22 protein-coding genes are annotated in these 24,526 nt (G+C 54.3%); 14 read left to right on the top strand and 8 right to left on the bottom strand.

Annotated elements, in window-relative coordinates; all coding sequences use genetic code 11:
• Nucleotides 1-20: 20 nt before the first annotated feature.
• On the top strand, nt 21-491 hold the full coding sequence (gene parS / locus KBW81_RS03485; protein ID WP_254248358.1) for a type II RES/Xre toxin-antitoxin system antitoxin: 471 nt from the start codon (nt 21-23) through the stop codon (nt 489-491).
• A gap of 337 nt (nt 492-828) precedes the next feature.
• On the opposite strand, the gene KBW81_RS03480 is transcribed toward parS, so the two are convergent.
• Both KBW81_RS03480 and KBW81_RS03475 read right to left on the bottom strand, forming a co-directional pair.
• Nucleotides 829-1,086: a WGR domain-containing protein gene (locus KBW81_RS03480; protein WP_254248357.1), complete on the bottom strand. Its 258-nt coding sequence runs from the start codon at nt 1,084-1,086 to the stop codon at nt 829-831.
• Nucleotides 1,083-1,781 carry an SOS response-associated peptidase gene (locus KBW81_RS03475; RefSeq protein WP_302059309.1) on the bottom strand — a complete coding sequence of 233 codons (699 nt, stop codon included), beginning with the start codon at nt 1,779-1,781 and terminating at the stop codon, nt 1,083-1,085. Before KBW81_RS03475 ends, KBW81_RS03480 begins: the two co-directional genes overlap by 4 nt.
• A 163-nt stretch (nt 1,782-1,944) precedes the next feature.
• Between KBW81_RS03475 and KBW81_RS03470 the strand changes: the two genes are divergently transcribed.
• A complete protein-coding gene (locus KBW81_RS03470) occupies nt 1,945-2,454 on the top strand; it encodes a 3'-5' exonuclease (protein ID WP_254248355.1) in 510 nt (169 codons plus the stop codon).
• 157 nt (nt 2,455-2,611) lie between these two features.
• A complete protein-coding gene (locus KBW81_RS03465) occupies nt 2,612-2,908 on the top strand; it encodes a hypothetical protein (protein WP_254248354.1) in 297 nt (98 codons plus the stop codon).
• Between the two features lie 16 nt (nt 2,909-2,924).
• On the opposite strand, the gene KBW81_RS03460 is transcribed toward KBW81_RS03465, so the two are convergent.
• Both KBW81_RS03460 and KBW81_RS03455 read right to left on the bottom strand, forming a co-directional pair.
• Nucleotides 2,925-3,263 (bottom strand): hypothetical protein, encoded by a 339-nt coding sequence (locus tag KBW81_RS03460; protein WP_254248353.1) that lies wholly within the window; start codon nt 3,261-3,263, stop codon nt 2,925-2,927.
• A 115-nt stretch (nt 3,264-3,378) separates the two neighbouring features.
• Nucleotides 3,379-3,933, bottom strand: a complete 555-nt coding sequence (locus tag KBW81_RS03455; RefSeq protein WP_254248352.1) for a metallophosphoesterase — start codon at nt 3,931-3,933, stop codon at nt 3,379-3,381.
• Nucleotides 3,934-4,139: 206 nt separating this feature from the next.
• Between KBW81_RS03455 and KBW81_RS03450 the strand changes: the two genes are divergently transcribed.
• The 7 genes from KBW81_RS03450 to KBW81_RS03425 all read left to right on the top strand — a co-directional run bounded on the left by KBW81_RS03450 (nt 4,140) and on the right by KBW81_RS03425 (nt 13,160).
• Nucleotides 4,140-4,787 carry a hypothetical protein gene (locus tag KBW81_RS03450; RefSeq protein ID WP_254248351.1) on the top strand — a complete coding sequence of 216 codons (648 nt, stop codon included), beginning with the start codon at nt 4,140-4,142 and terminating at the stop codon, nt 4,785-4,787.
• Entirely contained in the window at nt 4,784-5,512 is a 729-nt protein-coding gene (locus KBW81_RS03445; protein WP_254248350.1) for a hypothetical protein, read from the top strand. Before KBW81_RS03450 ends, KBW81_RS03445 begins: the two co-directional genes overlap by 4 nt.
• Before the next feature lie 518 nt (nt 5,513-6,030).
• Nucleotides 6,031-7,401: a hypothetical protein gene (locus tag KBW81_RS03440; protein WP_254248349.1), complete on the top strand. Its 1,371-nt coding sequence runs from the start codon at nt 6,031-6,033 to the stop codon at nt 7,399-7,401.
• A gap of 616 nt (nt 7,402-8,017) precedes the next feature.
• Nucleotides 8,018-8,572, top strand: coding sequence for a transposase (locus KBW81_RS18785; protein WP_367305316.1), 555 nt, complete (start codon nt 8,018-8,020; stop codon nt 8,570-8,572).
• Nucleotides 8,573-9,070: 498 nt separating this feature from the next.
• Complete coding sequence (locus tag KBW81_RS03435; RefSeq protein ID WP_254248348.1) at nt 9,071-9,898, top strand: PDDEXK family nuclease; 828 nt, start codon at nt 9,071-9,073, stop codon at nt 9,896-9,898.
• Nucleotides 9,895-12,210 carry a hypothetical protein gene (locus tag KBW81_RS03430; protein ID WP_254248347.1) on the top strand — a complete coding sequence of 772 codons (2,316 nt, stop codon included), beginning with the start codon at nt 9,895-9,897 and terminating at the stop codon, nt 12,208-12,210. Before KBW81_RS03435 ends, KBW81_RS03430 begins: the two co-directional genes overlap by 4 nt.
• Complete coding sequence (locus tag KBW81_RS03425; RefSeq protein ID WP_254248346.1) at nt 12,207-13,160, top strand: TniB family NTP-binding protein; 954 nt, start codon at nt 12,207-12,209, stop codon at nt 13,158-13,160. Before KBW81_RS03430 ends, KBW81_RS03425 begins: the two co-directional genes overlap by 4 nt.
• Nucleotides 13,161-13,473: 313 nt before the next feature.
• On the opposite strand, the gene KBW81_RS03420 is transcribed toward KBW81_RS03425, so the two are convergent.
• From KBW81_RS03420 to KBW81_RS03410, 3 genes are all read right to left on the bottom strand, one after another.
• Nucleotides 13,474-13,938 (bottom strand): hypothetical protein, encoded by a 465-nt coding sequence (locus KBW81_RS03420; protein ID WP_254248345.1) that lies wholly within the window; start codon nt 13,936-13,938, stop codon nt 13,474-13,476.
• A 603-nt stretch (nt 13,939-14,541) separates the two neighbouring features.
• Nucleotides 14,542-17,235, bottom strand: coding sequence for a DUF2339 domain-containing protein (locus KBW81_RS03415; protein WP_254248344.1), 2,694 nt, complete (start codon nt 17,233-17,235; stop codon nt 14,542-14,544).
• A gap of 842 nt (nt 17,236-18,077) precedes the next feature.
• A complete protein-coding gene (locus KBW81_RS03410; protein WP_254248343.1) occupies nt 18,078-18,920 on the bottom strand; it encodes a shikimate dehydrogenase family protein in 843 nt (280 codons plus the stop codon).
• 610 nt (nt 18,921-19,530) lie between these two features.
• Between KBW81_RS03410 and KBW81_RS03405 the strand changes: the two genes are divergently transcribed.
• From KBW81_RS03405 to KBW81_RS03390, 4 genes are all read left to right on the top strand, one after another.
• On the top strand, nt 19,531-20,520 hold the full coding sequence (locus KBW81_RS03405; RefSeq protein WP_254248342.1) for a taurine ABC transporter substrate-binding protein: 990 nt from the start codon (nt 19,531-19,533) through the stop codon (nt 20,518-20,520).
• Nucleotides 20,521-20,551: 31 nt separating this feature from the next.
• Nucleotides 20,552-21,340, top strand: a complete 789-nt coding sequence (locus tag KBW81_RS03400; RefSeq protein ID WP_090191314.1) for a taurine ABC transporter ATP-binding protein — start codon at nt 20,552-20,554, stop codon at nt 21,338-21,340.
• Entirely contained in the window at nt 21,337-22,182 is an 846-nt protein-coding gene (locus KBW81_RS03395; protein WP_254248341.1) for an ABC transporter permease subunit, read from the top strand. The genes KBW81_RS03400 and KBW81_RS03395 overlap by 4 nt, the downstream gene beginning before the upstream one ends.
• Nucleotides 22,183-22,243: 61 nt before the next feature.
• Nucleotides 22,244-23,278, top strand: a complete 1,035-nt coding sequence (locus KBW81_RS03390) for a YeiH family protein (protein ID WP_254248340.1) — start codon at nt 22,244-22,246, stop codon at nt 23,276-23,278.
• Nucleotides 23,279-23,328: 50 nt separating this feature from the next.
• Here the strand turns inward: KBW81_RS03390 and KBW81_RS03385 are convergent, their stop codons facing one another.
• Nucleotides 23,329-24,468 (bottom strand): YHYH protein, encoded by a 1,140-nt coding sequence (locus KBW81_RS03385; RefSeq protein ID WP_254248339.1) that lies wholly within the window; start codon nt 24,466-24,468, stop codon nt 23,329-23,331.
• Nucleotides 24,469-24,526: the final 58 nt, after the last annotated feature.

The following is a 24,526-nucleotide window of genomic DNA, read 5'->3' as shown; positions in this document are numbered from 1 at the left end:
GTGCAACATTGGAGATTTGAATGACCCAGACAGGACTGATCAAGCACAACATCGCTCGGACTTACGCGCTTTTGGGCGGCGGCAAAACAATTCGAAAACCGTTACGCAATCTATTGGACGCACATGACGCCCTTATCGCAGGTCTGCCTACCTCTGCTCTATTGCACCTCCAGTCTAAAGTTCCACTTCTGGCCACAGATGATGCCCTAGAGAAAGTGATCGGGATTAGTGCGAAAGCGCTTCGGCGGCGAAAGATAGATGCGTCCGAGATTGCTCTAAGCACTGAGCAAAGCAATCGAACTTGGACATTTACGGAAATCCTCCTGCGAACCACAGACGTTTTAGGTGCGCAAGCAGAAGCGGAGGCATGGCTAAATAGGCCTGCGATCGGTTTAGATCGGCGACGGCCTATCGATTTGCTCTGCACGGCCGCAGGGGTTGACGCCGTTGAGGACTATCTTACCCGTATCGAGTATGGGGTTTATGCATAACGCCATCGACCGGACAGCCATGTGAAAATTACGCTTCAGCATGTTACCTTTGGTCACGGATGAGGACCGTAACAGTGCGTTCGAAATTAATTTGAGCGTAGCTAACATGGACTGCTCACGTCCCTTTAGCGATCAGATGGGGGGCTCTACTTTATCAAGAATGGCGAGAAAGCTTGCGACCTCCTCAGCCACCTGATGGGCCGGCGGTTTCGGGGGTGCGATGCCGCGATCGGCCAGCGCGTTGAGAAGGTGAGAGTAAGTTGACATATGCAGCCTCTCCATCGTGTCTTCCCTGCTAAGGTCACCAGCCACGAAACTGTCGATTATTTGGGTGGTGCTAAACATCGCCGTAGCCGCGTCGCGATTTGATCTTTGCCATTTGTGCCAAAGCATCGATTGCCTGCCCCTCATCAGGGTATACCTCGCGCACTATTTGACCTCCCGCGCCGATCCGTCCCCATTCTCGGATCAATGCTGTGCCACCAAACAGATCGGCTTGAACCGTCATAAGGTAAAACCGCTGCATATTGCGATCCGGATCCCGACGCTGCAGGCGTATCGAGGTCGGAAACATTTCGATTTGGACGTTTGTCATGTGGGCCCTGTTTCTTCCAGACCGCCGTGATCCGACTTAAGGCCCTCCCCACTTTGATGGATTACCATCCGCTCTGCCGGGAACGGCTTGAGAAGTGCGTAGGCCTCGTCCGGCGTGCCGATCAGCCACTCCGCGTAGTCCTCGGGGGCCAGGATCACCGGCATCCGGTCCGGGTGGGTCTGCCTGACGAGTTCGTTCGGCGTCGACGTGACCATAGAACTCATGATCATGTCGCGTAGCTCGCCGCCATCGTAGATCCCCTTGTAGGCGCGCCAAATGCCCGCCAAGGCGAAGGGCGGCCGCGCCCCCTCCCCGGCCACGCCGAACCAGACGTATGTCGCCGGATTGCGTCCCTTGGCCTCACAGAAGCTTGTTGCCGGGATCAGACAGCGGCGCTCTTCAAAGCTCTTTTTCCAGAAGCTGGACGTGCGCAGCTTGTCATCGCGTGCATTGTTCACGGCCTTTGGTTGGATCGGCTTGCCGGTCTTCTTTGACACCTGCGGCATCACAAAGCCCCAGTGCGCCGGCTGGAGCCAGCGCATGCCGTCGGCGTCGGTGCCGACAATCGGGGACATGCCTTTCGGAAAAATGGCCATCAGCGGTTCGACATTGCCGAGCGCGTCATGCGCCGCATCGACAGCGAAGAGCTGTCGCATCGCGTCCTTCGCCATCGTGTTCGAATAGAGATTGCACATGCATCCAAGGATAGAACCTTGGGGGCGCGTCGGCACCTGTTTTCCGCGGTATTAGTTTTCACGCCAATGTCGCGACAACTTTCTGGCAAGGTAAACAGCAGCCTTTGACAAGTCGACTGCCCAGCTGCGTAAGATAAACATGTGATGTGAGCGGGGACGTTTCGTGAAAATTGACGATATCATCTTCATCGACTTCGAAGCCTCAAGCCTTTCGGCTCAGTCTTGGCCGATCGAGGTTGGGCTTGCGTGGATCGTTAGTGGCTCTGTCAAAACGTGGTCTTCGCTCATTCGACCGCATTATAACTGGGACGAAGTTGCCTGGTCGGAACAATCGGCCGACATTCATGGGATCCCGCGAAACACTCTCGATACTGCGCCATCGGCTGACGTTGTCGCAGAAGATACTGCGAGGCGCTTAGAGGGTAAAATCGTCGTCAGCGATGCCCCGGAACACGATTATCGCTGGGCTGAAATGCTCGGTAATACCATTGGGGTTCAGCTAAAGCCGTTTGCCGATTTCGACGCAGCAGTCGGCACGTTCTGTGCAGTAAACCCCAAGGCAGTGAGTGCTGTTTTTGCCCATCTTGAAGCGACACCCAGTCCACACAGAGCCGGTCTAGACGCTGCGCGTTTGGCATTAGCGATCCTCAAAGGCATAAGCGCCGCCAAATAACCAACGCACAATTGAAGTCGACGTCACGGCTGGCGACATCGGATTCCAGATTGAGCGAGACCTGAAGTCGGGTCACAGCTGTTACAAAGTCGCCGCAACTTGACTTTGTTCATGTTATGTTCTATCTGCAAGCTTCAGTCATCGTTGGAGTTCTGTCATGGAAACATCAGCCTTTGTCCTGCCCGCCACCTCGCGTCAGATTGCCTACGCACGCTCGCTTGCAACGCGGAACGGCACACTCTTGCCGTGGGACGTGCAGCAAGATCGCCGGACCCTCAGCGCTTGGATCGATGCGCAGGCTCAGTTGACGCCAGCTGCGGACAATGACCCCCGGCCCAGCTCCAAGCAGGTTGCCTTCGCGGAGAAACTTGCACGAATTAAGCGACGCGCTGTGCCCGATGAGTGCTTTCGCGATAAGGGCCTGATGTCGAAGTGGATCGATGGCAATAAATAGCTGGGGCGGCTTAAGGCTATGATTTCCTTATGAAGCGATAGGGCTTTGCGACGTGTAACATTCCTTTGCGCCGTAAGGCCTTCGTGCGTGCCTGCGCTTTTCGATAAGCCTGTTTTTTTGCCGCTGCTTCTAAGGTATTCACGTCAACAAGCAGCGGCGTGCCATCTGGTGTTATAGGTTTCATCGGCCGCGTGTTATCGATACGGTTCCAGTCCTTTAGCAAAGCTTCAAAACCGCTGAAAAGACTGTCTCTGGCATCACGTTCCATCTTGACTTGCGCATAGACACCGTGCGCGAAGAAAAGGAAAAACCCGATCAACAGAGCGCCATATACGATATTTTCAGACGTCATCATTTAAGCCTCTCCGTTCCAAATAGTTACGGCACCATATGAAATACGATAGCGTCTTTCATATTCGGTTTCTACTTACTGTCGTTTCGGGCGCAGCGAAGACGCAATCCAAGCCAAATCATTCAGGCTCAACGGCAGTCCAGTGCGGGCTAACAGGCAAAGCAGCACCTCGCGCAGCGATGTCCTCAAACCGCACCGGCTTGAAGTCCCAGACATCCACCCCGACATTCACGCAGTTCCGGTGCCCCTGCCAGTTATCGTGGACGTGACCAAACATCATGAGGGCGTCGCGGCGCGAATGGTTCCACGTCAGCATCGGATAGTGGCACAGGGTGTGACGCTGGTTCCTTGGCCCGTCACGCACTTCGGCGAGCGGCGTGACCGTGTCCCAAGGCAAGGACAGCACCAGATCCTTGTCATGGTTACCGGTGACGAGATGCTTACGCCTGCCGGGCAGTAAGCCGAACAAGCTATCCAGCCAGTCGCGGCTCTTTGCGCGGGGACCCACCACCACGTCGCCCAAAATCCAGAGATCATCCTCGGCACCGACACTGGCCTGCAAATTATCCAGCAGGACTTGCTCCATGTGCGCGGTGCTGCGGAATGGGCGATTGCAAAACTTAATGATGTTGTCGTGACCAAAATGGGGGTCGGCCGTATACCAGTTGACCATGAGCTATTCCTGTTCGTGAAGGGGATCACACAGGTGGCGATGGGTCTCAGGGTGATGTCAGGTCACGCGCATGGCCAATGCCACCCGCGATGCGGGTGTCTATGGGCGTGGGGGTATGAGACACAGATGAACCATAAGATCAAAATAAGCCTGTTTCAGTTGGGTCAGCAAGAGACTTCACGATAATGGTTTGGTAGCTGAAGGACATGACAGACACGATCGACAGCACCATTAGAGACCTACAAAATGCATCAGATCTGTTGACCGCAATCACTGGTCGCATTTTGCAGGTCTCTGACCGCAAGGCCGGCGTTGTCATGGGGGTGACGACGAAAGTTTTGACAGGATCAGCTTTTGCATCTGTAGTGACAGGGGCAGTTGGTTCACTTGGGACGGCTGGGACAGGCGCAGCGATTGCAGGATTATCAGGCGCCGCAAAGACGACTGCCACTCTTTATTGGATCGGTGGCGTTGTCGGAGGTGGCGTAGCCGCCGGGTCCGCCCTTCTCGGCGTCGGTGCGCTCGGGGTAGGTATCTACGGATCGGTTAAAGTCAGGCGCGCGATCTTGGGTCATGCACGCGATAAGGGTTCCCTGTCCCCGCAAGAGGAGAAGATCCTTCACGCTGCCAACTCTTTGGTATCAGGAATCCAGACTGCGATCAGCAGTAGCCAAACGATCCGTCAGAATGAACGGATAGTCTTCTCACGAGTCGGGATCGGTCCATTTTTGGCGGAGATTGATCATGCCCTTTTCAAAGGCGATTTTGATGACTTGAAAATCTATAATCGGGCCAGGTTGCGTGGACACGTGATCAACCTTCGGTCTCTTCAGCTGAAGCTGGAGCGCGCATGATCCGCCGAAGTGCAGCAGTCGCTGTTGCTGTTACAATCCAGCAGCTTGCTTCCGGCAAAACAGCCGATTGGACACCGGATCAAAAACTCGTCCTTGATGCACTGCGCCGATCCAAAGAGACCCTAAATCACGCCTCGGACGCTGACTTGAGCGAGTATGTCAAATCATTGCGACCTGACCAGCTGAACGGTGTCGCATCGAACGTGAAGGGCATCTTTCATGAAATGCTGGTCAAGCGCGCTGAAAATATGGATGGAGATCTGACTACAGCGGAGATCTTCGATGCAACCAACCATCCAGGTGCTGATATTGAGTTCATAATCGATGGAACGGTTATTCAGCAGGTGCAGCTGAAAGCGGTCCAAGATCCTGCGTCGATCGTTGAGCATTTTGCCTGCTATCCGGATATCGACGTTATGGCGACCTCTGAAATTTATGCAGAAGTTGGCGCCGACTATGCAGGTCGGCTTTTTGACTCAGGATTCAGCAATATCGAGATTTCCAAGGAAACTCAGGAAACGCTTTTGGATTTGGCCGGTGAAGACATCAGTGATTTCATCGAGGATGGAGCTTTGACCTCAATACTGATCGCCGGGGCGCTACAGGCGAAGGCGACCCTTCAGGGTCAAGCAATAGATCGGACACAAATCCGCTCTACGCTTGAACTTGTGGGTATTGGAATGGGCACAGCTATTACCGTGGAAACCCTTCTCAATCTGATTTGATGTCACCGTCCATAATGAGCCGATTTGATCACGCATATCACTGGCGCTATAATACTGATTTTCTATAGCTCACATGTTCTGAGCCAGCCCAACTTACCGAAATTTTGCAGCCTTTTCTATTCGTGGAGTGGGCCTTCGTTTAAGCACATTCCCAGTTCGTGTTGGTCAGCTAAACTGACAAAAATGAGAGCATAGAGTGGTGCTCCATAAGTCGACAGTTCGTGTTTGTCGTAAAAGCTCTCACTCAGACTGGCATCAAAAATTCGGCTTGAAGGCTTGGGTTGCAGCGAGGTTGATCGTAAGCGCAGCGCTTCAGTAGCAAATCTTTACATCGCCACTTGGGCCTCAGACGGAACGGATGTGTTGATGATATCTTGCGGTAGCAAATGTGCCGGTATAAGTGCTCAGACCAGACGCTTACCATTCAAAAGAGTTTATTATTTTTTTCTGCAAAGTATTAACTCTCGTTAGTCAAGAGCCTGCAGAGCGTCGAGAGTTAATTAAAAGATGACAAGTGAATGAAATTACTAAACATTGAGTCGTTAACATTTAGCTTTATTCTGGGGGTCGTAGCAGTCATTGCCGCCATAACCCTATCATTAATGATGGCTTCAACACTACTTCTAGAAGTCTCCGCTGATTGGGGCAATAGGTCAGAGTATATCACTCTTATATTAGGATTGCCATTTGCCATTGGAGCAACAACAGTTACAATATGGATCGCGTTCAGGGTTGAGAGAATATCCAATGAACAAACAGATATTCTCAAAAGGCAAGAGATATTTTCGATTAAACAGAACGAATTTGAAGTCGGGAAACAGATATACGACCAGATCGGCGAGGAGCTCGCGCATAGAATATTAGAGTTCACAACAATACGAGAGCATATTGCAAAGACTCTAGTGGCTGATGCAAATCTCGCAGAAGAGTTAAAGCTTGTTAACGAATATATCGATGTGGAGGAAATTCATTCGGATCGCGACCAATGTCAATCTTGCAACAAACGGCTGCCGAGCGCTAAACTCAAAGATCTCCAGAAAAGACGAGATGAATATCAAAATGCCTTGGTGGCCAACTCTCTAGTACTACTCACGATAATATTTAAGCACTTCAATAGCGATCAGCGTATGAGTATTATTTCAAAATTAGTTAGTGAGAATGAGAGCAAGAATACTCCATTTGACTATCACCTCAAAAATAAAATTCTCACCGCAATGCAAGAAACAGATGAAAATACTGATTCTTACAACTCCGACTCAGAAATCTTGGACCTCAGAAGAGAAAATATCAGATTTCTCGAATCCTTAAGCGCAGAATCTCAAAATTTCAGTTCATTGTTACCAATAAAGGCAACACAGGCAATCGTTGAAATTATACTATTAGACTGGATACGCAAGGCATCTTCTGAAGATAAGATGGATTTGGACGATCTCCTTTCACATACGACAGCTGAGAATAGCGAAAACCTATGGAAAAGGAACTGGAACTTTAAAAAAGAACTTCCGAAATTTCATGGTGTTAAAATTGAAGGTTTCGCCCTATCAAATTCGCTTGGTATTAGCTCAAATCTAATCAGCACCATAGCAGATGCAAGTGTTTCTGGAGTGTCATTTGATAGCTTCAAGAACATATTAGACTCTGAAGATTTCGATCATTTAGACGATAGGCTGGTAGAAATCGCACTTAAGCGTCACTTTGGTAAAATTCGTAATTCGATAGAAAATATGTGTCGAAACTTCAGTCACATTAAGAAATTTGAAGGAAGACTTAAGTCAACAAAGCTAGAATTCGTTGTGGGGTATTTCGATTATTCAGAATTCGACAACGAAGATACTTATTCCTATGAGTACGTCACACCTCATGATGTCTGTGTAAGCTGTGACCAATAATCTCCGTCATAGTTGGTTCCCTCTACAGTTCGGTTTCTATAAACCGCTATAGGGACCTTAGACCCGGCTATGACTACCACCTGTGCTATTTGGAGGGTTGCGCTGATGGCCATATCCTCTCAATCAGCGATATTCCTAAGGCGTTGCTGACCGGTGCTGCGCGACAATCACGATTAGATTCCCCGTCAATCTGGAGGCACACACCCACCGCGGCGTGAACTTTCTGTCTCCATAATCGCAGTCGGTTCGATTCGCTGGTATTTTTCTGTAAGGGAGAACCCCTTTGTGCCGGGCCGCCACGCAACCGATCAACAGATAAGGCGTTCATGAAACTCAGGCATGACCACCCGACTGAAGCTCCCGCCGCCAGGGCGGTTATTTGTAAGCGTTGGCTGCAAGTGATGACCAGCTAACGCTTACTCTGAGCCGTCGCTCTCAAAAAACTTTCTTCATGTCCAAGGGAGTTGCCAGCCATGCGGCTCTCTGCAGTGGAAGTTATTCATACGCGCTGGACCATGGAGGTGGTCATAATGATACTAAGTGACTACCTCCCTCCCTGCATGAGCCGCGGCTACGTCAAGCCGTCAGACAAAATTCGAGGCCGACGATTTCAAAAGTGGACGACCACCCAACAGATACAAACGATAGCGATCTTGAATGGATTTACTGGCTCACTCTCGCAGCACAGCTTCCAACGGAGGGCGTTAGATCAGCTTTTCCAACCGAAGCAGATTGCCTTCAGCGGCTCCAAAAGGTGCGCTGGACCAACGAGCAGCGTTGTGAACACTGCGGCAGCAACAAAATTGTTTCGCTCGCCACGCGCCCGGTCTTCCAATGCCAAAACTGCAGACGGCAGTTCTCAGTCACATCTGGCACGACCATGCATCGAAGTCATTTGCCCCCAACACTGTGGTTCGCGGGTGCCGAGCTACTGATAAGGACCCACGCCTATCGCGGCGGCCTAAGACACGTGATCAACCGTGAGATGGCCGACTGTCTGGGCGTGGAATACGAAGCAGGTTGGCGAATGAATAAGAAATTGCTGGCTGACCTTACGCTTGGCGGACCCGGCCTTCTCAGAAAGGCTATATGCGTAACTTCACCGATTATGCCATCAGGCACCGTTATTGGAAGCGCAGATCATCTGAACTGGCTGCTTGAGCAGGAATAGCTCGCCCTTACGATCTTCCGCCAACAACTGAGGCTGCAACTCGACCGGCCATCTGCTGCGTAAAGCAGATAGGCGCTCCACAGCCCTGGTGTGCCAGCTGTCTACCGCGAGACGCACCTTAGCATTATACCTTATGACATCACGGCAGGATCATCCGCAGCCGAGAGGTGATACGAGTAATGAGGAAAAACGGGAAAATAAGAGGTTTAGATATTTTCGCAATTATTAAGCTATATCAGGTGGTTGACTCAAAAATGCAGGCATGGAAATGGAAGCGCGCACGGCGCGCTGCCCTCAATGTGGCAACCGGGTCAGCAAACTCAAATGTAGTAACAACAAATGGTAGGGAAACTGCGTGTCGGCTTACGACGAACCCAAGCGACGCAATACAACGCAACAATCCCGCTGAGGCCCCTTCGAACGACCGATAAGTAACACCCCAACATAGCACACAAGTATAAACGAGCCGGCACTCCGATGTCCGGCAACGGAGAAGTCATGCCTGAAACCGAGACCACATATGCTGACACGGCCAAGGTGACCTCTTGTGAAACACAGGAAAGCAATTCCTTCGTTGTCGAGGATGATCATGGCCATTCAATGTATGTCGACTTGGCACCGCGCCAAGAGGTTTTCGCAGACAATCTGGAAGGTATGCTTCTTTACGATGGGCTTCGCGGAACCGTTCATCGAAGCCATGTCGCCAAAACAGGCATGCTCGTCGGGCGCACTGAAGACGACGGCGGCAATCCACGCCCAGTTGGGTTTGAAAGTAGCCTAGAACGAGCGACTGCGATTGCATTTCTGCTGCACCCAAACACAGTTGGCCTGAAGTGTCAGCCGCGCAAAGTGGAATTTCTCGAGCCGGTTCACAAGGTCGCGTCAAATACTTTGGATTTTCTTTTGACGCAGAGGTCGGGTGCAAAAACCTACGTTTTCGTCAAAAATGAAGAGGCGCTCGGACTGCCTAAAACCGCCTTGATTTGTCAAGCGATCCGTAAAGTCTTACCCGAAGGCTACGGTTTCGCCACAATTTCTGAGGCGACGCTGCCAACAATTATGCGTGGCAACAATGAACGGATGTTCTTAGCAAAACGCTTTCCCGACCCTGAAGCAGACGCTCGTCTTGCTTTGGTTTTCAACGACATTCTGGATGTTGACCGGTTCACTGTGAACGAATTGGTGCAGCGGTGCCAACCGGGATCAAGACTTGCTGATCAGGGTCGGATTTTCGACGCAATTCTTCGCGCGATCGCTGACCAAAAGATTGCGACCTCTCGGCTTGAAGCGATCGACTACCCCACCGTTCTGGGCTGGCACGCGTGAACGCGATCGTCCAACACTTTCATTTTTCGCCCGGCACGCTCATCGCGTATGACGGGTATGAAGTGGTTGTGTCGGGCCCCGTAAAAGGAGGCATTGCCGTCCGAGACCGTTTCGTTGGAGAGAACGAGGCTCAACGGTATTTCGTTCTTGACGACCAAATGGTGCAGAAGCTATTGCAACGCACCGATGCTGTTATCGACGATAATTTCGACACTGATAGCTCAGATATTTCCGAAAATTTAAATTCACCTTCGCGATTTGAGGACCGGTCAGAGGCTGAGCGTCATACAGCCTTTCAGCGCGAAGCTTGGTGCAAAGCGACCCATTCTACTCTGCAAGGTGGCCCGTATACTGAGACGAGGATCAAATATAAGTTTGCGCAAATTCAATCCCACGCCATTGACCTCCAGCGCATCAACGCACTGGGCATAAAGTCTAAGAATGGGAAATTCGAGGGCCGCACATGGGGAGCAAAATCTGTAAGCAACTTTTGCAAGACCTATTACGCGCAAAAGAATCCCCATCCCCGCGCACTTCTCAGCGACACTCCTTCCGGCAATACAAGAAGGCGCCTGAGTGCTGCGGAAGATTGTCTCTTGGAAACTTGCTGCCGGGCTTATCTTAGCAAGGCGCAGCCGGCTAAAGCGTCCATCGTTAGGCTTGTAGAGCGACGGTTCAGGGAAGTGCGCAACGAACGCTTGAGGGCTGGAAACACAGCACCGTTCCTGACACCCCATAGCAACACCGTCTACAGGCGCCTTGACCGGTTTAACCGTCTTGAATTGGTTTTCTCACGAGAAGGCCGTCAGGCCGCCCAGAAGGAGTTTTCGCCAACTCAGCATGGTGTCAGGGCCCTGAAACCCGGCGAGCTGATAGAACTAGATTTTTGGAAGGGTGATGTCTTCACCTTCAGCAAGCGTAGCGAATTTTGGGATCTATTAACGCCCGATCTGCAAAAAGTCCTGAAAGACGGAAAAAAAGATGGGCCCAAAAGTCAGCGCCAACGCCTCTGGATCTGCGTTGCGCTCGATGTGGCCACCAGGATGCCTCTAGGCATCGGCATTGCTGAGACCCCAAACCCCAGAACTGTAATAGAACTGCTCGATCAGATCATGCGTGAGAAGATCGAAATGAGCACCCTAGCCGGGTGCAGCACGCCTTGGAGCCAGCATTCAGGCATCGGCACCATCATCGTTGATACGGGAGCGGAGTTTTTTGATAACGAAGTGCGCACGGCCATTTTGGCTACGGGTGGATCGTTCGTCTACGGTCGGGCCGCTGTGCCAATGGACAAGCCGTTTGTCGAGCGCCTTTTTGGAGGCTTTCGAACTCTTTTTGCGGATGAGCTGCCAGGTAAGACAGGCTACTCCCCGCAATGTCTTGTAGCATACGACAAAGCCGGTATGGCCGCTTTTAATACTGAGCAGTTCCGACATTTAATCCTACGCTACCTGGTAGATCACTACCCTCTTCGCAAACACACTGGCCTGTTGGGCAAACGCCCGATCGATGCATGGAAAGACTCCCAAAAATACGGTGCTGTAAGACCCCCGACCCTCCGGGTTCGACGCAAAGCGACAGGCTTGAAGCTCAAAAGGATGCTATCGAAGGAAGGCATCAAGATTTGTGGCATACCGTTCAGCTCCCCATCCCTGTTTCCGCATGCGCTGCGAAATGGAAAAATTAAAGTCGAAGTGTTTGTTGACCCGCAAAATCTGCGAGAGGTGACCATCCACGTCGAGGATCAAATTTTTTACCTTGCGAACCAGCGTCCCGACCTCGAGCATCATTCAATTCGGACTTTGATGGCAGCAATCAAAAAAATGACTGCAACCAAACCGTCAGACCGCACCTATTACGAATATGTTCTCGCAAAGCACGCAGATTGGTTTGCCGAGCAAATCCGAGCTGGAATTCAAGCGCGCGGCCTTCCTTCCCAAGAGGCAACTGCGCAAGAGATTGATTGGTTCGAGTCCACCTTCTGCCTGAGGCTTCAAATCGAGAAGAACCCTGAACAGGCTCAGTCAGCCGACATTGCTACTCTGCTGCAAGGTGGGACAGGGCCCGGTATCTTCAGTCCCGCTGACATTGCAGCAGAAAAGGCATCAGCAACGGCCGAGCCTGTAGTCGAAGTGGATCAAGAAGCAGATCCGCCTCCTCAACCAAAACTAATCGGCGCTGTGGATATCACTGGCAGCAATGATGCCAGCGTCGAAGGCCCGACCGTTCAATCCAGAACTCGTAAACGTAAAGATACCAGTTCAACTGGACCATTTGTCGGAAAGCCGAAAGGAAAAGGAAAATTCATATGACGTCCACTAAGATAAAAACATCTATTACACCCGTGCAGCGTCGCGCGTTCCTCAAGTCAAAGTATTTCAAAATGGCTCGTGCAGAGGAATTAGACGCGCGGCTGAGAGCCATCGTCGATGATTTTGATGCGGGTAAGTTGTCAGGGGAGCGCTTGGAAGGACAAGGATTGGTCGTCATCGGCGAGAGCGGCTCAGGAAAGTCCACAGAAATCGATAAGGCTCTGGAGCGCTTCTTGGCCGATGGATCGGCGTTAGAATGCGGCCTTGAAAAACTTATTCTGCAGGTTGCACTTGACGGCGAGACAACGTGGAAGGCTTTGGGGCTGCAGGTCCTCACCAAGCTCGGCTATCCGCTTGCAACAAGTCGGACGGAGCATGAAATTTGGGAGCGTGTTCGTTCTCAGTTAGAGGGGCAAGGCATTTGGCTCCTCCATATCGACGAGTGCCAACATATGTTCGAAACGCTTGGTGAAAAGGAAACTCGAAAGGTCATAAATTCAATCAAAACCTTAATGAAACATCGTGAGTGGCCCGTTATCGTTATACTGAGCGGCATCCCGGACCTTTTGGCTAAAGTGAATCTCGATCCACAACTCCGCAATCTTATGACACCATACTCCTTAAATCGTCTCGATCCACGGTCCGATGATCTTCATGAAATCGACAGCGTCATCTACGAAATGGCAGAAGCACTGGGTCTCGATATCAGCGGCATCCGCACCGAGGAAACCTACCTACGCATTTGTTATGGGCAGGAACATCTATACGGCAAAATCTTCAAATTTATTGTCAACGTCTTCAGCGCCCTCCCCAGTGGCGAAACCATGGTAACGGTGTCGCATCTGGCGGGTCAGTATGAGTGCGACACAGGCTGCATGCCTGGGCACAATGTCTTCCTGCGTGCTGATTATGAATCCTGTAACGTGCAGGAGCTCATGGCCGACTACTGACCGGCTAAGCGACTTTCGGACATTCCTGTTGGGCTAATGGAGCGTCGGCAGTGTGAACGATTCCCCTATTAGATCTATTAGCCCAAAGTGGGTGTCCAGTCTTAAGCAGCCGTTGCGTAATAGGAGTTAAGCAGGGAGTTGAAGGTATTCAACAAAGTCTTCTGTAAATTCATATCGATCAATGTTGTTGTGCGTCGTTTCGGTGATCGCACCGTAATTTTGCATCACTTTTAGCATTGGCTTCAGATTTTCGTGCTCTTCGAAGTAATACAGAAAAATGGGATTCTGGGGATCACCATTATATGACCAATGCTTAGCGAGAATTACAAACTCGAATAAAAGGCGCATTTCTGATATGATTTCGCATCTCCATCACAAGGCTTGGCATCTTGCCTTCAAGTTTTTGAAAACTCCTAGACACAGCAATCGCAAACCCGCGAATGCCCAAGTAGGCCCGCATTTCAGCGAAGGTTTTCCACTCTCTTAGTTGCTCTTTGGAATGACTAATGACATCGACGTCAACCAGCCTGCTACAGGTCTGACAGAGCCAAATACCATTTTCAGCAGCAGCTCGTTCTCTGGAGGTCAAAGCCGGATCATACCTTGGCCCGCCCTCAGCAGCGGCAGTGATGTGCGCGGCAACACCTATGCTCGCGCTATCATCGGCACCGTCCGGTCCGATGGCAGGGCGTAAACAGGTTTGATTTGAACAGCGGTAACCTGCACGTTGCGCAATCGTTCTTATAATGGGCGCTCTAAAATCATCACGGTTTGACATAGATAACCCGATACGGCACCGGACGTCTCGTGAAAAGGGCTGAAACAGAGCGTGAGCCTGCTTTGCGACTTTTCGAAGTCCAACGAAAGTCGACTTTCACCATATACTGCTTACAAACGTGTCTACAGCTGACCTGCTCCCCTTCGGAAGACATTTCTGCTCGCTCTATTATTTGACACTCCGGGCTCGAATATGCCCTTAGCTGCGTCCTAAGTGAATGGCAGCTTTTGTTGTAATATCAATGTGGGCGTCCAACCATCTAAGGTTGCGCGGTCAATCTTCCTGAGTTTTAGCTTGATCGGTGGGAGTTTGCAGTGCCCGGCGGAAAAGGCTTAGTGGAAAACGGAATACGGTTGGTGTGAGTGAATGTTAAGAAGTTCAATAAAATCAATCTTCAGTATTCGGGATTTAGAAAAAGGATGCTGTAACTGACAGTTGCTGTCGGCATCGATCGGCGGACTTCGCTAAAAATTCCTGTTCATTGATCACCGCGATGATCTGTTCGTCCGTAAATTCGTGCCTTCAATTGCCCGTCCTCTTTTCGGACGGACTCTACACAAGATCGGAGGCGTTTTAGGGGCTCCGGTCAGAGGCATCAGCAGATTACTTTTCAGCCTGCTGATGTTCCAACTGCGGATCGTGGCCGTTTGCCCAGCGGTTAAGCCATGCGAGCGCGGCTAATGTCAGGCCTAGGAAAAGCAGCGCGAACACACGTGTCAGTCCATCCAGTTCACCGATGTCGATGAAGAAGACCTTGGCGACAGCAAGTCCGATGATGATCAAGCCAGCTCTGCGTAGATTTACGCTCCTTCGGGCAAGGGACTGGTAGAATGCGGCCGCCCCGACAATCATGATTGCCACGGTATAGGTGTAAAGCTCGCCCTGACTTGCGCTGACAGAAGCCATATCCTCCGCCCCGCGCCAGCCGTGCCTGATCGTCATTGTCAGCCAGAAGGTCGCCACCGCGCCCGCGAGTATCATAAGAGCCTTCCTGAGGACGCTTTGCAGATCCTTGAGCCATATGGCCCCCAGCAGCAAAGCCGCGGCAGGAAGCAAGTAAGCGGGCATCAATGTATTCAACAGGACGGGTCCGATGACCTGATCATCTATGTAAACAGATATGGGGTTTGAGAATACCAGCGCGACAGCGAACCGGATGAAGGCGATAGTGAAAAAGATCACCGCCATGCCAATCCTTACCGACCGCAGCGGCCCGCCAAGCTGCAAGCGGCGCAATTGAGCCAATCCAAGCACAATCCAGATCGCTGTATCAATACCTGCCGCCCAGTGGCTTTCACCGGCGCTGGGTAGTCCCGTCCAATGCAGCAGAAAGCGATACAGCGCCACGGATAGCAGCAGCCCAAACGATGAGATGGACGCGCTTTCTAAAATGACCTCTGACCGCGGACGGTTGATGGATGTCATGAAAACCCACGACACGGCAAAAGCGGTAAATGCGATAAGATAGGTCGGCAGCACTTCCATGATGGGCGCATCCAATGCCCAACCTAGTCCGGGATCGGCGACGAGCCGGTAGCCGATGGCTGCAACGCCGGCGAGGATATAGGTGCCCATCAGTGGCAAGCTATACTGCCGATCAAGCCAAGCTGCAGCGACGACCGTAACCGCCAAGGAGATCGTTAGTGCGGCTGATGTCAGGATCACCACCATACCAAACGCGATACAGGCCAATGAGGAAAGAACCGCAAAGGAAACCCGAGTTCTATCTTCAGGACCGTCCTGCCGTGCAAACCGATAAGCAATCAGCACCATAGCTGCGCCGATAACCATAGCGTGCAGGGCCCAAGGATATGCTCCTATGGAATGCGCCGGCTGCCACTGGACCTCGATGATGACTGCCAGAACCGGAGCAAAGAGCGCTGCGAAGGCGGCGGCGAATTGGTAGGCCGGACCGCCGCGCAGGGATCGCCAAGCTGCGGCAATCGAGATGAGTAGACCGATCGCAACCATAAGCGTTGGCATCAGGATAAGCTCGTTGCCTGGCGTCTGAGAGGCGTTGACGACGCTTCGCCAAACTCGAGAGCTGCTCCATACGATGGCCAGCAGAGCGGCGGCCGGCAAGGCGATTAGATCGGCCAAGGCAGGTGCATTGCGGGCCCAGACGATCAGCGCCATGGTCAGCGCGGTGAGCGTTAGAACGGCGACCCAGAACAAGCTTTGGTCTGAGGTTTCCAACGTCGTGTGCAAGATCAAAAGGCTCGCGGCCAAAATTGCAGCTCCAGCGAGGCGCGCGGGGAACTCTGGCCAAGCAGCGCCTTCCGACCGCGCCAGAATGGACATGCTAAGCAGCGCCCCCTGATGATCGGGCTTCAGGCTTCTGACCGGGACCGTGATCGCGGCAAACGATAGTACGGCAAGGTAAAGCACAAACGAGATTGAAACGATCGCTCCGGCACCGACACTCAGAAGCCATCCTGACGCGAAGCCTGAAATGAGCGCCAGCACCGACACCCATGCCCAGCGTCGGAATGTGTCGATGGCTAGCCCCATTACGGTAACGACCGCGAAGTATGCATATAGGCCTGAAGGATCTTCCGATGGTCCACCAATGACAAACGGTGCGGCCATTGCGCCAAGGATACCTACTGCGGCGAGGAAGGGACCGTAGAACCAGCCTAGCACCATGGCGATGGCACCAACCGCGGCCAGACCCGCTAATGTCACCTCTGGACCGGTAAAGCCGTATAGCCAACGTGCAGCCAGTATGGCCGCAAACAGCGTGACGATACCTGCTCCTGAAAGCGTGGATGGCAGGTAAGTCGTGCTGACTGTTTTCCCGTCGCCATATCGCCGTCGGATATACTCTCCTGCAGCTATGAGGCCGCAACCAAGCGCCAGAGCCGATATGATACGGATCGATGGCGGAAGCAGGCCTTGTTCAGCGCCGTAGATGACCAAGAACACCCCGGCGAGAGCCAGAGACAGCGCTGACACCGCGTAGAACCAGTTCTGAGTGATCCAGCTGGTAAGCTTCCTCATGTTGACTGCGGTGAACACGATAGTTTGCGAGACGGTGGCTGAATTGTCCGGCTGTGGCAGAGGTGGCCGTTCATGAAAGTCGCCGCCAACACCGTCAGTTTCTGAAATCTTAGTGAGCGGTGGCGGACCAGCGCGCTGGACGGGAATGGCTGGCGTGGCGTTTCCCGGTCTCGCAAATGCCTGCTCTAAAATGGCAACGCGGCGACGCAAGCTGGCATTTGATATCAATAGATAGATGATGGCGGCAGGAACGCCAAAAACCACCAGGGCACCGATAAGCATATATGCCGGGATCATGATGGCTCCATCTCTAACTTCTTTAACGCACGTCAGTCATCAGCTTGCCCTAAATACTTAAACTATCTTGAACAAGAAGGGCCGGGCAGCTTTATCAATGTGAGCAAAAAACCATGCAATGCTAGGCTTTTATAAGCGTTCAAAAAGATTGGGCTGTGGAACAGTTTGCGTAATACAGATGCCCGTCTGGCACCCTAAAAACCAGCACGCCTCGAACCACAGCGCCAAACACATCGGATCGATCCATGAAGAACCGCTTGAAATACATAACCCCTGCCGGTCTTGCTTCGTCCTGTTTAGCTCAGCGGCATCTGCAAACTGCCTGCCACCGATGCAGACCTTGTTCGCTTGCACCTTTGAAAACATCGATACGCGGGTCGAATTTTGCCACGAAATAGCGACAGAACGCACATCGAACGCATCTTCGGTGCCAGGGGACCAAAGCAGCTATTCCTTAGCGCGGGGAACCGCCCCAACAGAGCTATATTTCACGCCAACAACGTCCTATTTTAACGTAATAAGTGCCAGTGCGATTGACCAAAAGATATACGGTCGAGATTTACCGATTTCTTGGTTATCGGGTATGAAAACGTCGATTACGTTTACGCAGCCCTCATAGGTGTGGACGACAGATACTACGACAGCTTTTATGGCGCCGAGGTTCGGGTCTATAAGAACGAAAATGATTTCCAAAATATGGCTGACGCAACTCCCACAGGAAATCTCCAGAAGCCCCGCTGGCGACAAGAATTGAAAAGGGGCGGTAAAACCTCCACCTGTCGGTCAAACCGCATTAAGAATACAGTCGAATGCTTAGCGCGCTGCCTTCGGTAATCTAATGACTATTCGTCTTCCTTTGTGTGAATCAGATCATGGCGCAGCGCGTCTTCGTCCAGCGGTAGCCCGGCAAAAATCGCCCAAGCGTGCACGCCTTGGTAAAAAAACAGTTCCCACCCGGACATCACCGTCAGACCAGCGGCGGCGGCATCGGTCAGGAATTGCGTGTCAGCCGGCGTATAGACGGCATCAAAGGCCCATTCGGCCCCGGTCATTGCTGCAGCGGCAAGCGGCGTGCCCTCGTACCCGGTCATGCCCACCGGCGTGCAGTTGATCAGCCCAGCCGCCCCCGGCGCTGCTGCAACGGCGTCGCTGCCAACGCTGATCTGCACATTCGGGGCCGCGCAGCGCAGGTCGGCGGCCAGAGCTTTGGCCTTGGTCAGATCCCGGTCCACCAACCGCAAATCGGTCGCGCCAAGTGCAATCAGGCCAAAGGCCACGGCCCGCCCGACACCGCCAGTGCCGATCATCAGCACCGGACCGGTGGCCGCATCGCCGCGCACCCGCGCGTAGGCTGCTTTGAACCCAGTGTAGTCCGTGTTGTGGCCCTGCGGCCCATCCGCGGTAAAGATCACTGTGTTGACCGCCCCAATCGCCCGCACCAAGGCATCGTCGATCCGCAGCCCTTGGGTGACGCGTTCTTTATAGGGATAGGTCACGTTGACCCCGCGATAGCCCCCGTCGCGGCAGGCGGCAAAGACCTCCTCGAACAGTGCGCCGCGATCAACCGGGACCAGCAGATCATAGGTCACCGCCAGGTCATTTTGCTCCCCCGCCAGCCGGTGCAACAAAGGCGAACGGGACCGGGCGATATTGTCCCCGATAAGCCCCAGTTTTAACGTCGTCATGCGCGATCCTTTCGCAGCAAAGCCTTACATTGCGCCCGGGCCGAAAGGCACCGCCGGTCCCTGGCAATGCGCCGATGATGACGCCGATCAACGCGGTTTGCACTGTCTGACAGACTTTCGCGTCAAAATGGACATCACGCGACCGTTTTAGGTCACCACGTCGGTTTTGATCGGCAGGGTTTCCTACACAGGGTGCCCGATCAGATCTTGTTGCACCAGTCCGGCCACGGTGACGCATGGCTGGACTGCAAGGGGATGCCTCCTAAACAAAACGGCGCGGCTTTTGCTAATCCGCGCCGCGCCATAAATAGCCGCTGGCTACTTACATTGCAGGCAAGATCGCAATGTCGCGGATCGTGCCGTCGACGCCTGCCAATCAAGGCTGCGGTCGGACCGCTGTCATAAGGACGCTACATTCGCCCTTCACGCACGCGTAACCTGCGCCCCGTTCGAAAAAGGAGGGGTGGCAACGCGGGCCGCGACATTTCATAGTCACCCCAATCCGCGCCAGACAATCGTGTCTTGCGCGAGGGCCATACAAATGACCTTCGGCCCCTTTCGACCACGAAGAATGCAGCATAATCCTATTATTCCATTCAGGAGCCGACCTATGACCCGCCCTTCAAAGATCATCATGATGGGGACTGCGGTGCTGGCGTTTTCGGCCTCTACCCTTGCGGCCGAAACGATGGTCATCGCGACCTTCAGCGATCCGACCCCGATGAACGCAGTGCGCGGCACCGACGCCTTCGCCGCTGCAACCGGATGGGACATCGAATGGCGGGTCTTTAACTCTGGCACAGAGGTCATCGCGGCATTGGCCTCTGGCGATGTGAAGGTGGCGGAACTGGGCTCGTCGCCTCTGGCAATTGCGGCAAGTCAGGGCGTCGACTTGCAGATGTTCATGCTGTCCTATGCGATCGGCCAAGCGGAAAGCCTGATCGCGCACGACGGATCGGGCATCACCACCCTTGCCGATCTGAAAGGCAAACGCGTCGCCGTTCCGGTCGGATCGACAGCGCATTATTCCCTGATGGGCGCAATGGCCCACGCTGGCCTGACCGAGGCTGACGTGACCATCGTGTCCATGCCCCCGGACCAGATCGCCGCAAGCTGGAGCATGGGCGTGCTGGACGCCGCCTTTATCTGGCCGCCCGTGCAGACCCAACTGCTGGAAAGTGGCACGCGCATCGTCGGCGCGGATCAGACGGCGGACTGGGGCTATCCGACGTTTAACGCTTGGGTCGTCGACACGGATTTCGCCGCCGCGCATCCGGCGGAAATGGCCGCCTTTGCCCGCGTGATGGACGGCGCCAATCAGGCCTATCTGGCCGATCCTGCCGCGTGGACACCCGGCAGTGCGCCCGTGACGGCCATCGCCGATCTGACCGGCGCGCCAGCGGACCAAATCCCCCAAATTTTGCAGGGCTATACCTTTGTCCCGCTGGCAGATCAGACCGGCCCGGCGTGGCTGGGCAATGCGGCGAATGTGATGCAATCCACCGCTGCATTCCTAAAATCAGCCGGGCGGATCGACACGGTCGCAGATGATTATGCCCCCTTTGTGAACGCCGATATTGCGGCGGCCGCTACGCAATAGCCGCCGCTTTGCCCAGCTAAGGAGCCCCCGTTTGGGACTGATCATTACGGACGCCTCGGTCGTCTATCCGGCGGCGAAACGTCGTGCGCCAGTTGCGGCGCTCAGCGAAATTAATCTGACGATCAAGGATGCTGAATTTGTCGTCGCGCTTGGTGCCTCTGGCTGCGGGAAATCGACGCTTTTGAACCTGATCGCAGGCTTTCTGGCCCCCAGTTCGGGTCAGTTGCTGCTAGATGGCAAAGTGGTGTCTGGCCCCGGCGCGGACCGTGCGGTGGTGTTCCAGAAACATGCGCTGCTGCCATGGCTTAGCGTGCGCGACAACGTCGCCTTTGGCCTGAAAATCCAAGGCGTGCCCAAGGCGCTGCGCAACAAAACGGCCGATGCGTTTCTAGACATGCTGGGGCTAGACGGGTTTCACGATGCGCCGGTTTACGAATTGTCCGGCGGCATGCAGCAACGGGTCGGCATCGCCCGCGCCCTGACCTGCGATCCGCGCATTTTGTTGATGGACGAACCGCTTGGCGCGCTGGACGCACTGACCCGCGAAAAGGCGCAAGAGCTGATCCTGAAGGTTTGGAACGACACACAAAAATCGGTGTTTTTCATCACTCATAGCGTTGAAGAAGCACTGTTCATGGGCACCAAACTGGTCGTCATGTCGCCGCGTCCGGGCCGCATCACCCATACCTTTGACCTGCCGTTTTCGCGCGCCCATCTGAACGGCACCCCTGCCCGCGCACTGAAATCCAGCCCCGATTTTATCGCGATGCGCGAACAGGTGCTGGACATCGTCTTTGCCGACCAAGAGGCCATGGCATGAGCCAAAAACCGTCCCTGTTCGCCCGCCTATCCCGCGGCCGTCCAGTCAAACCGGGCGCAGTTTACGGCGTCCCCGGTGAAGGCAACACGCTGTGGCTGTCGCTAATGTCCATCGCGGCGCTGCTTTTTGCGTGGTGGCTGGTGACCTTCATGGGCTGGGTCAAACCGCTTTTTGTGCCCGCGCCCATGACCGTTTTGCAGAAATTTCTATCGATCTGGGACACAGGCTTTACCGGCACACCGTTTTTGGAACACGTGGGCATTTCGACAGCGCGCGTCTTTGGTGCCTTCATCCTTGCCTGCGTGATCGGCATCCCGCTGGGGCTGGCCATGGGCATGAGCCCGGTCATGCGCGGGTTGCTTGACCCGCCGATTGAATTCTATCGCCCGATCCCGCCGCTGGCCTATCTGCCGCTGATGATCATTTGGTTCGGCATCGGAGAGACCTCTAAGGTTTTGCTGATCTTTCTGTCTGTCTTTGCGCCGATTGTTTTGGGCGCACGGTCTGGCGTGAAATCTGCTGCGATTGAACAGATCCACGCGGCCTATTCCTTTGGCGCAAGCCGCTGGCAGGTGCTGCGCCACGTCATCCTGCCATCCGCGATGCCAGAGATTTTGACCGCGATGCGCATCGGGATCGGCTTTGGCTGGACGACGCTGGTCGCCGCCGAAATGGTCGCCGCGACCAAGGGTGTGGGGTATATGGTTTTGTCGGCCAGTCAGTTCCTGCAAACGCCCGTCGTCATCATGGGCATCTTTGTCATCGCGTTTATCGCCTTTGCCTTTGATCTTTTCATGCGGCTGATGATCCAGCGCCTTGTGCCTTGGAAAGGCCGGATGTAGCCCGTCGGTTGCGCGGGCGCGGCTGCCACGCCGCGCACCGCCCCCAGATCAAGGCCCGCCAATGTCCCGACCAGACGATATGAAGCTGTCACCTCGCCCCCAAACTGGCCCCGTTCCGCAAACTTTGGCGTGGATCGCGGATCATCGCGGCGGCATTATTTTGGCGGTCACCGTCGCGCTGGCGTCCAGCTTTTTGGCGGATCACTACAACGCCCCCGCAATGCTGTTTGCCCTGCTGATCGGCATGGCGTTCAACTTTATGACCGACACGCCGCGCACGATGGAAGGCATCACCTTCTGCTCTCGGACCCTGCTGCGTGTCGGGGTCGCTTTGCTGGGGTTGCGCCTGACCTTTGCGGATGTGTCACAACTGGGCATCACGCCGATCATCGGCGTGGTGGGGATGCTGATCCTGACCTTGCTGGGCGGTGTTGTGTTTGCGCGGCTGTTTGGGCGGACGACGGCGTTTGGCCTGCTGACAGGCGGCTCTGTCGCGATTTGCGGTGCCTCTGCCGCCATGGCCATCGCGGCGGTACTGCCCAAGAAATACCTGAAAGAAGAAGACGTCTTGCTGACCGTCGTCGGCGTGACGGCCATGTCGACCATCGCGATGATCGTCTATCCAATGCTGTTCAGCCGGCTTGGCCTTGCAGATGTCGAAAGCGGTTACATGATTGGCGCGACGATCCACGATGTCGCGCAAGTCGTCGGCGCGGGCTATTCGGTCAGCGACACCGCAGGCGATATCGCCACCTTTACCAAGCTGCTGCGCGTCGCGCTTTTGCCGGTCGTCCTGCTGGTCGTCGCGGTGATTTTCCGCAAGGACGCTGGCGGCACCGCTGGTCTGCCATGGTTCGTCGTAGCGTTCATCGCGCTGATGCTGCTGCGCAATTTCGTGCCGCTGCCAGAGGAGCTGCTGAACTTCGTCAACGACACGTCGCGGTTCCTGCTGGTCGTCGCGATTTCGGCGCTTGGGGTCAAAACATCGCTGCAAAAGCTGTTTGCGCCGGGCGTCAAAGGCTTGGTCCTAATCGCGGTCGATACGGTGTTTCTGCTGCTGCAGGCCGTGATCTTTGCGCATATCTTCTTGCTTTGAACTGCGGAGGTGTTCAGCCCAGCTTGGACTGAACACCACTTCGTAACCCGTTATGGCCGCCCCGGCATAGCGGCCTGAAGATCGTCCAGCGACACATTCAAACGTGCGGCCACCTTGGCAAGGTCAGCGTCCCGGCCCCCCTCTGCGTCAAGTGCGGCTTGCAGATCGGCCAGATCAACGCCCAGCGCCGCTGCAGTGCCTGAGAAGTCGGGACCACCTTGGCCACCGCCGCCCGGCCCACCAGCAGAACCGATACCCTGCGCCGCAGTCGTTGCAAAATTATCCTGCACAACAACGCCCACCAGACAGGTCGGCAGGTTCGGAAAACCGTCACCCGCGTGGTAATGGTAAACCTCTTCCGCGCTGCCCAGAGTCGTACCGATATGGCCGCCGCATTGGTCCAGCCCGACAGGTGCCGCTCCATCTGCCTCAAGCGAGCCGAACATCGCAAAGCCGTCAAAGGCATAGGCGAACTGCGCGGTCTGATCTTGCGCGACATTGGCGCAACTGGCGTCAACACCGTCTTGGGCAAAGACTGTGTCGATATCCGTCGCCGTGGCGTGCCAGTGATACCAGCCGCCCGGATCTACGTGGCCGCCGCAGGTGTCCAGCGCGGGCATATGTCCGGTGTCCAGCACGCTGGGCGCATCGGCAAAGATCGGAACGCCGTCGAGCGCGATCCCGACCTTGGCCACAGTGCCGAGCGACGTTGGCGCGTCCGCCAAGACGGGTGCGATCGGGATCAGCGTGGTGATCGACATCTCGCTGCCCGCGTCCAGCGATCCGGCGATACATTCGTGCTCGGCTTCTGGCCCTTCGACGCGGATGTCAAAGACGTTCACGACGCCGTCGTCGTTGTAGAACGTGTAGCCAAGTCCTGACAGCATCTTAAAGTAGTCGCCGTCGATCCGGTAAAGGCCTGCGTTCTCTCCATCCCAGTCCCAGATGCCGCCGACGTCGTCTAGTGTCGCGGGGCAGAACGGCCCGATTTCCAAATCATCCGGCACGAATTTCAGCGTATAGGACGCGCATTGCGCCACGTCCCCATTTTCCAGCGTGCAGTCCACGATCTGCGCAGGCTGCACCAAAGCTTTGTCGGAAATGCTGTCCACATCCGAATGGGCAAATGCCATGGCAGGTGCAAAGCACCCTGCCGCGATAAAGATTGAGGTCGTCCAAACACGCTGCATCGTCAACTTTCCTTTTCACTTTGATGGTTCAAACGTCAGCCCGCCGTTTTTACGGCGT

Source organism: Loktanella salsilacus, from assembly GCF_024206795.1.
Classification (GTDB): Bacteria; Pseudomonadota; Alphaproteobacteria; order Rhodobacterales; family Rhodobacteraceae; genus Loktanella; species Loktanella salsilacus.
This window is presented reverse-complemented; position numbering and strand designations above follow the sequence as displayed.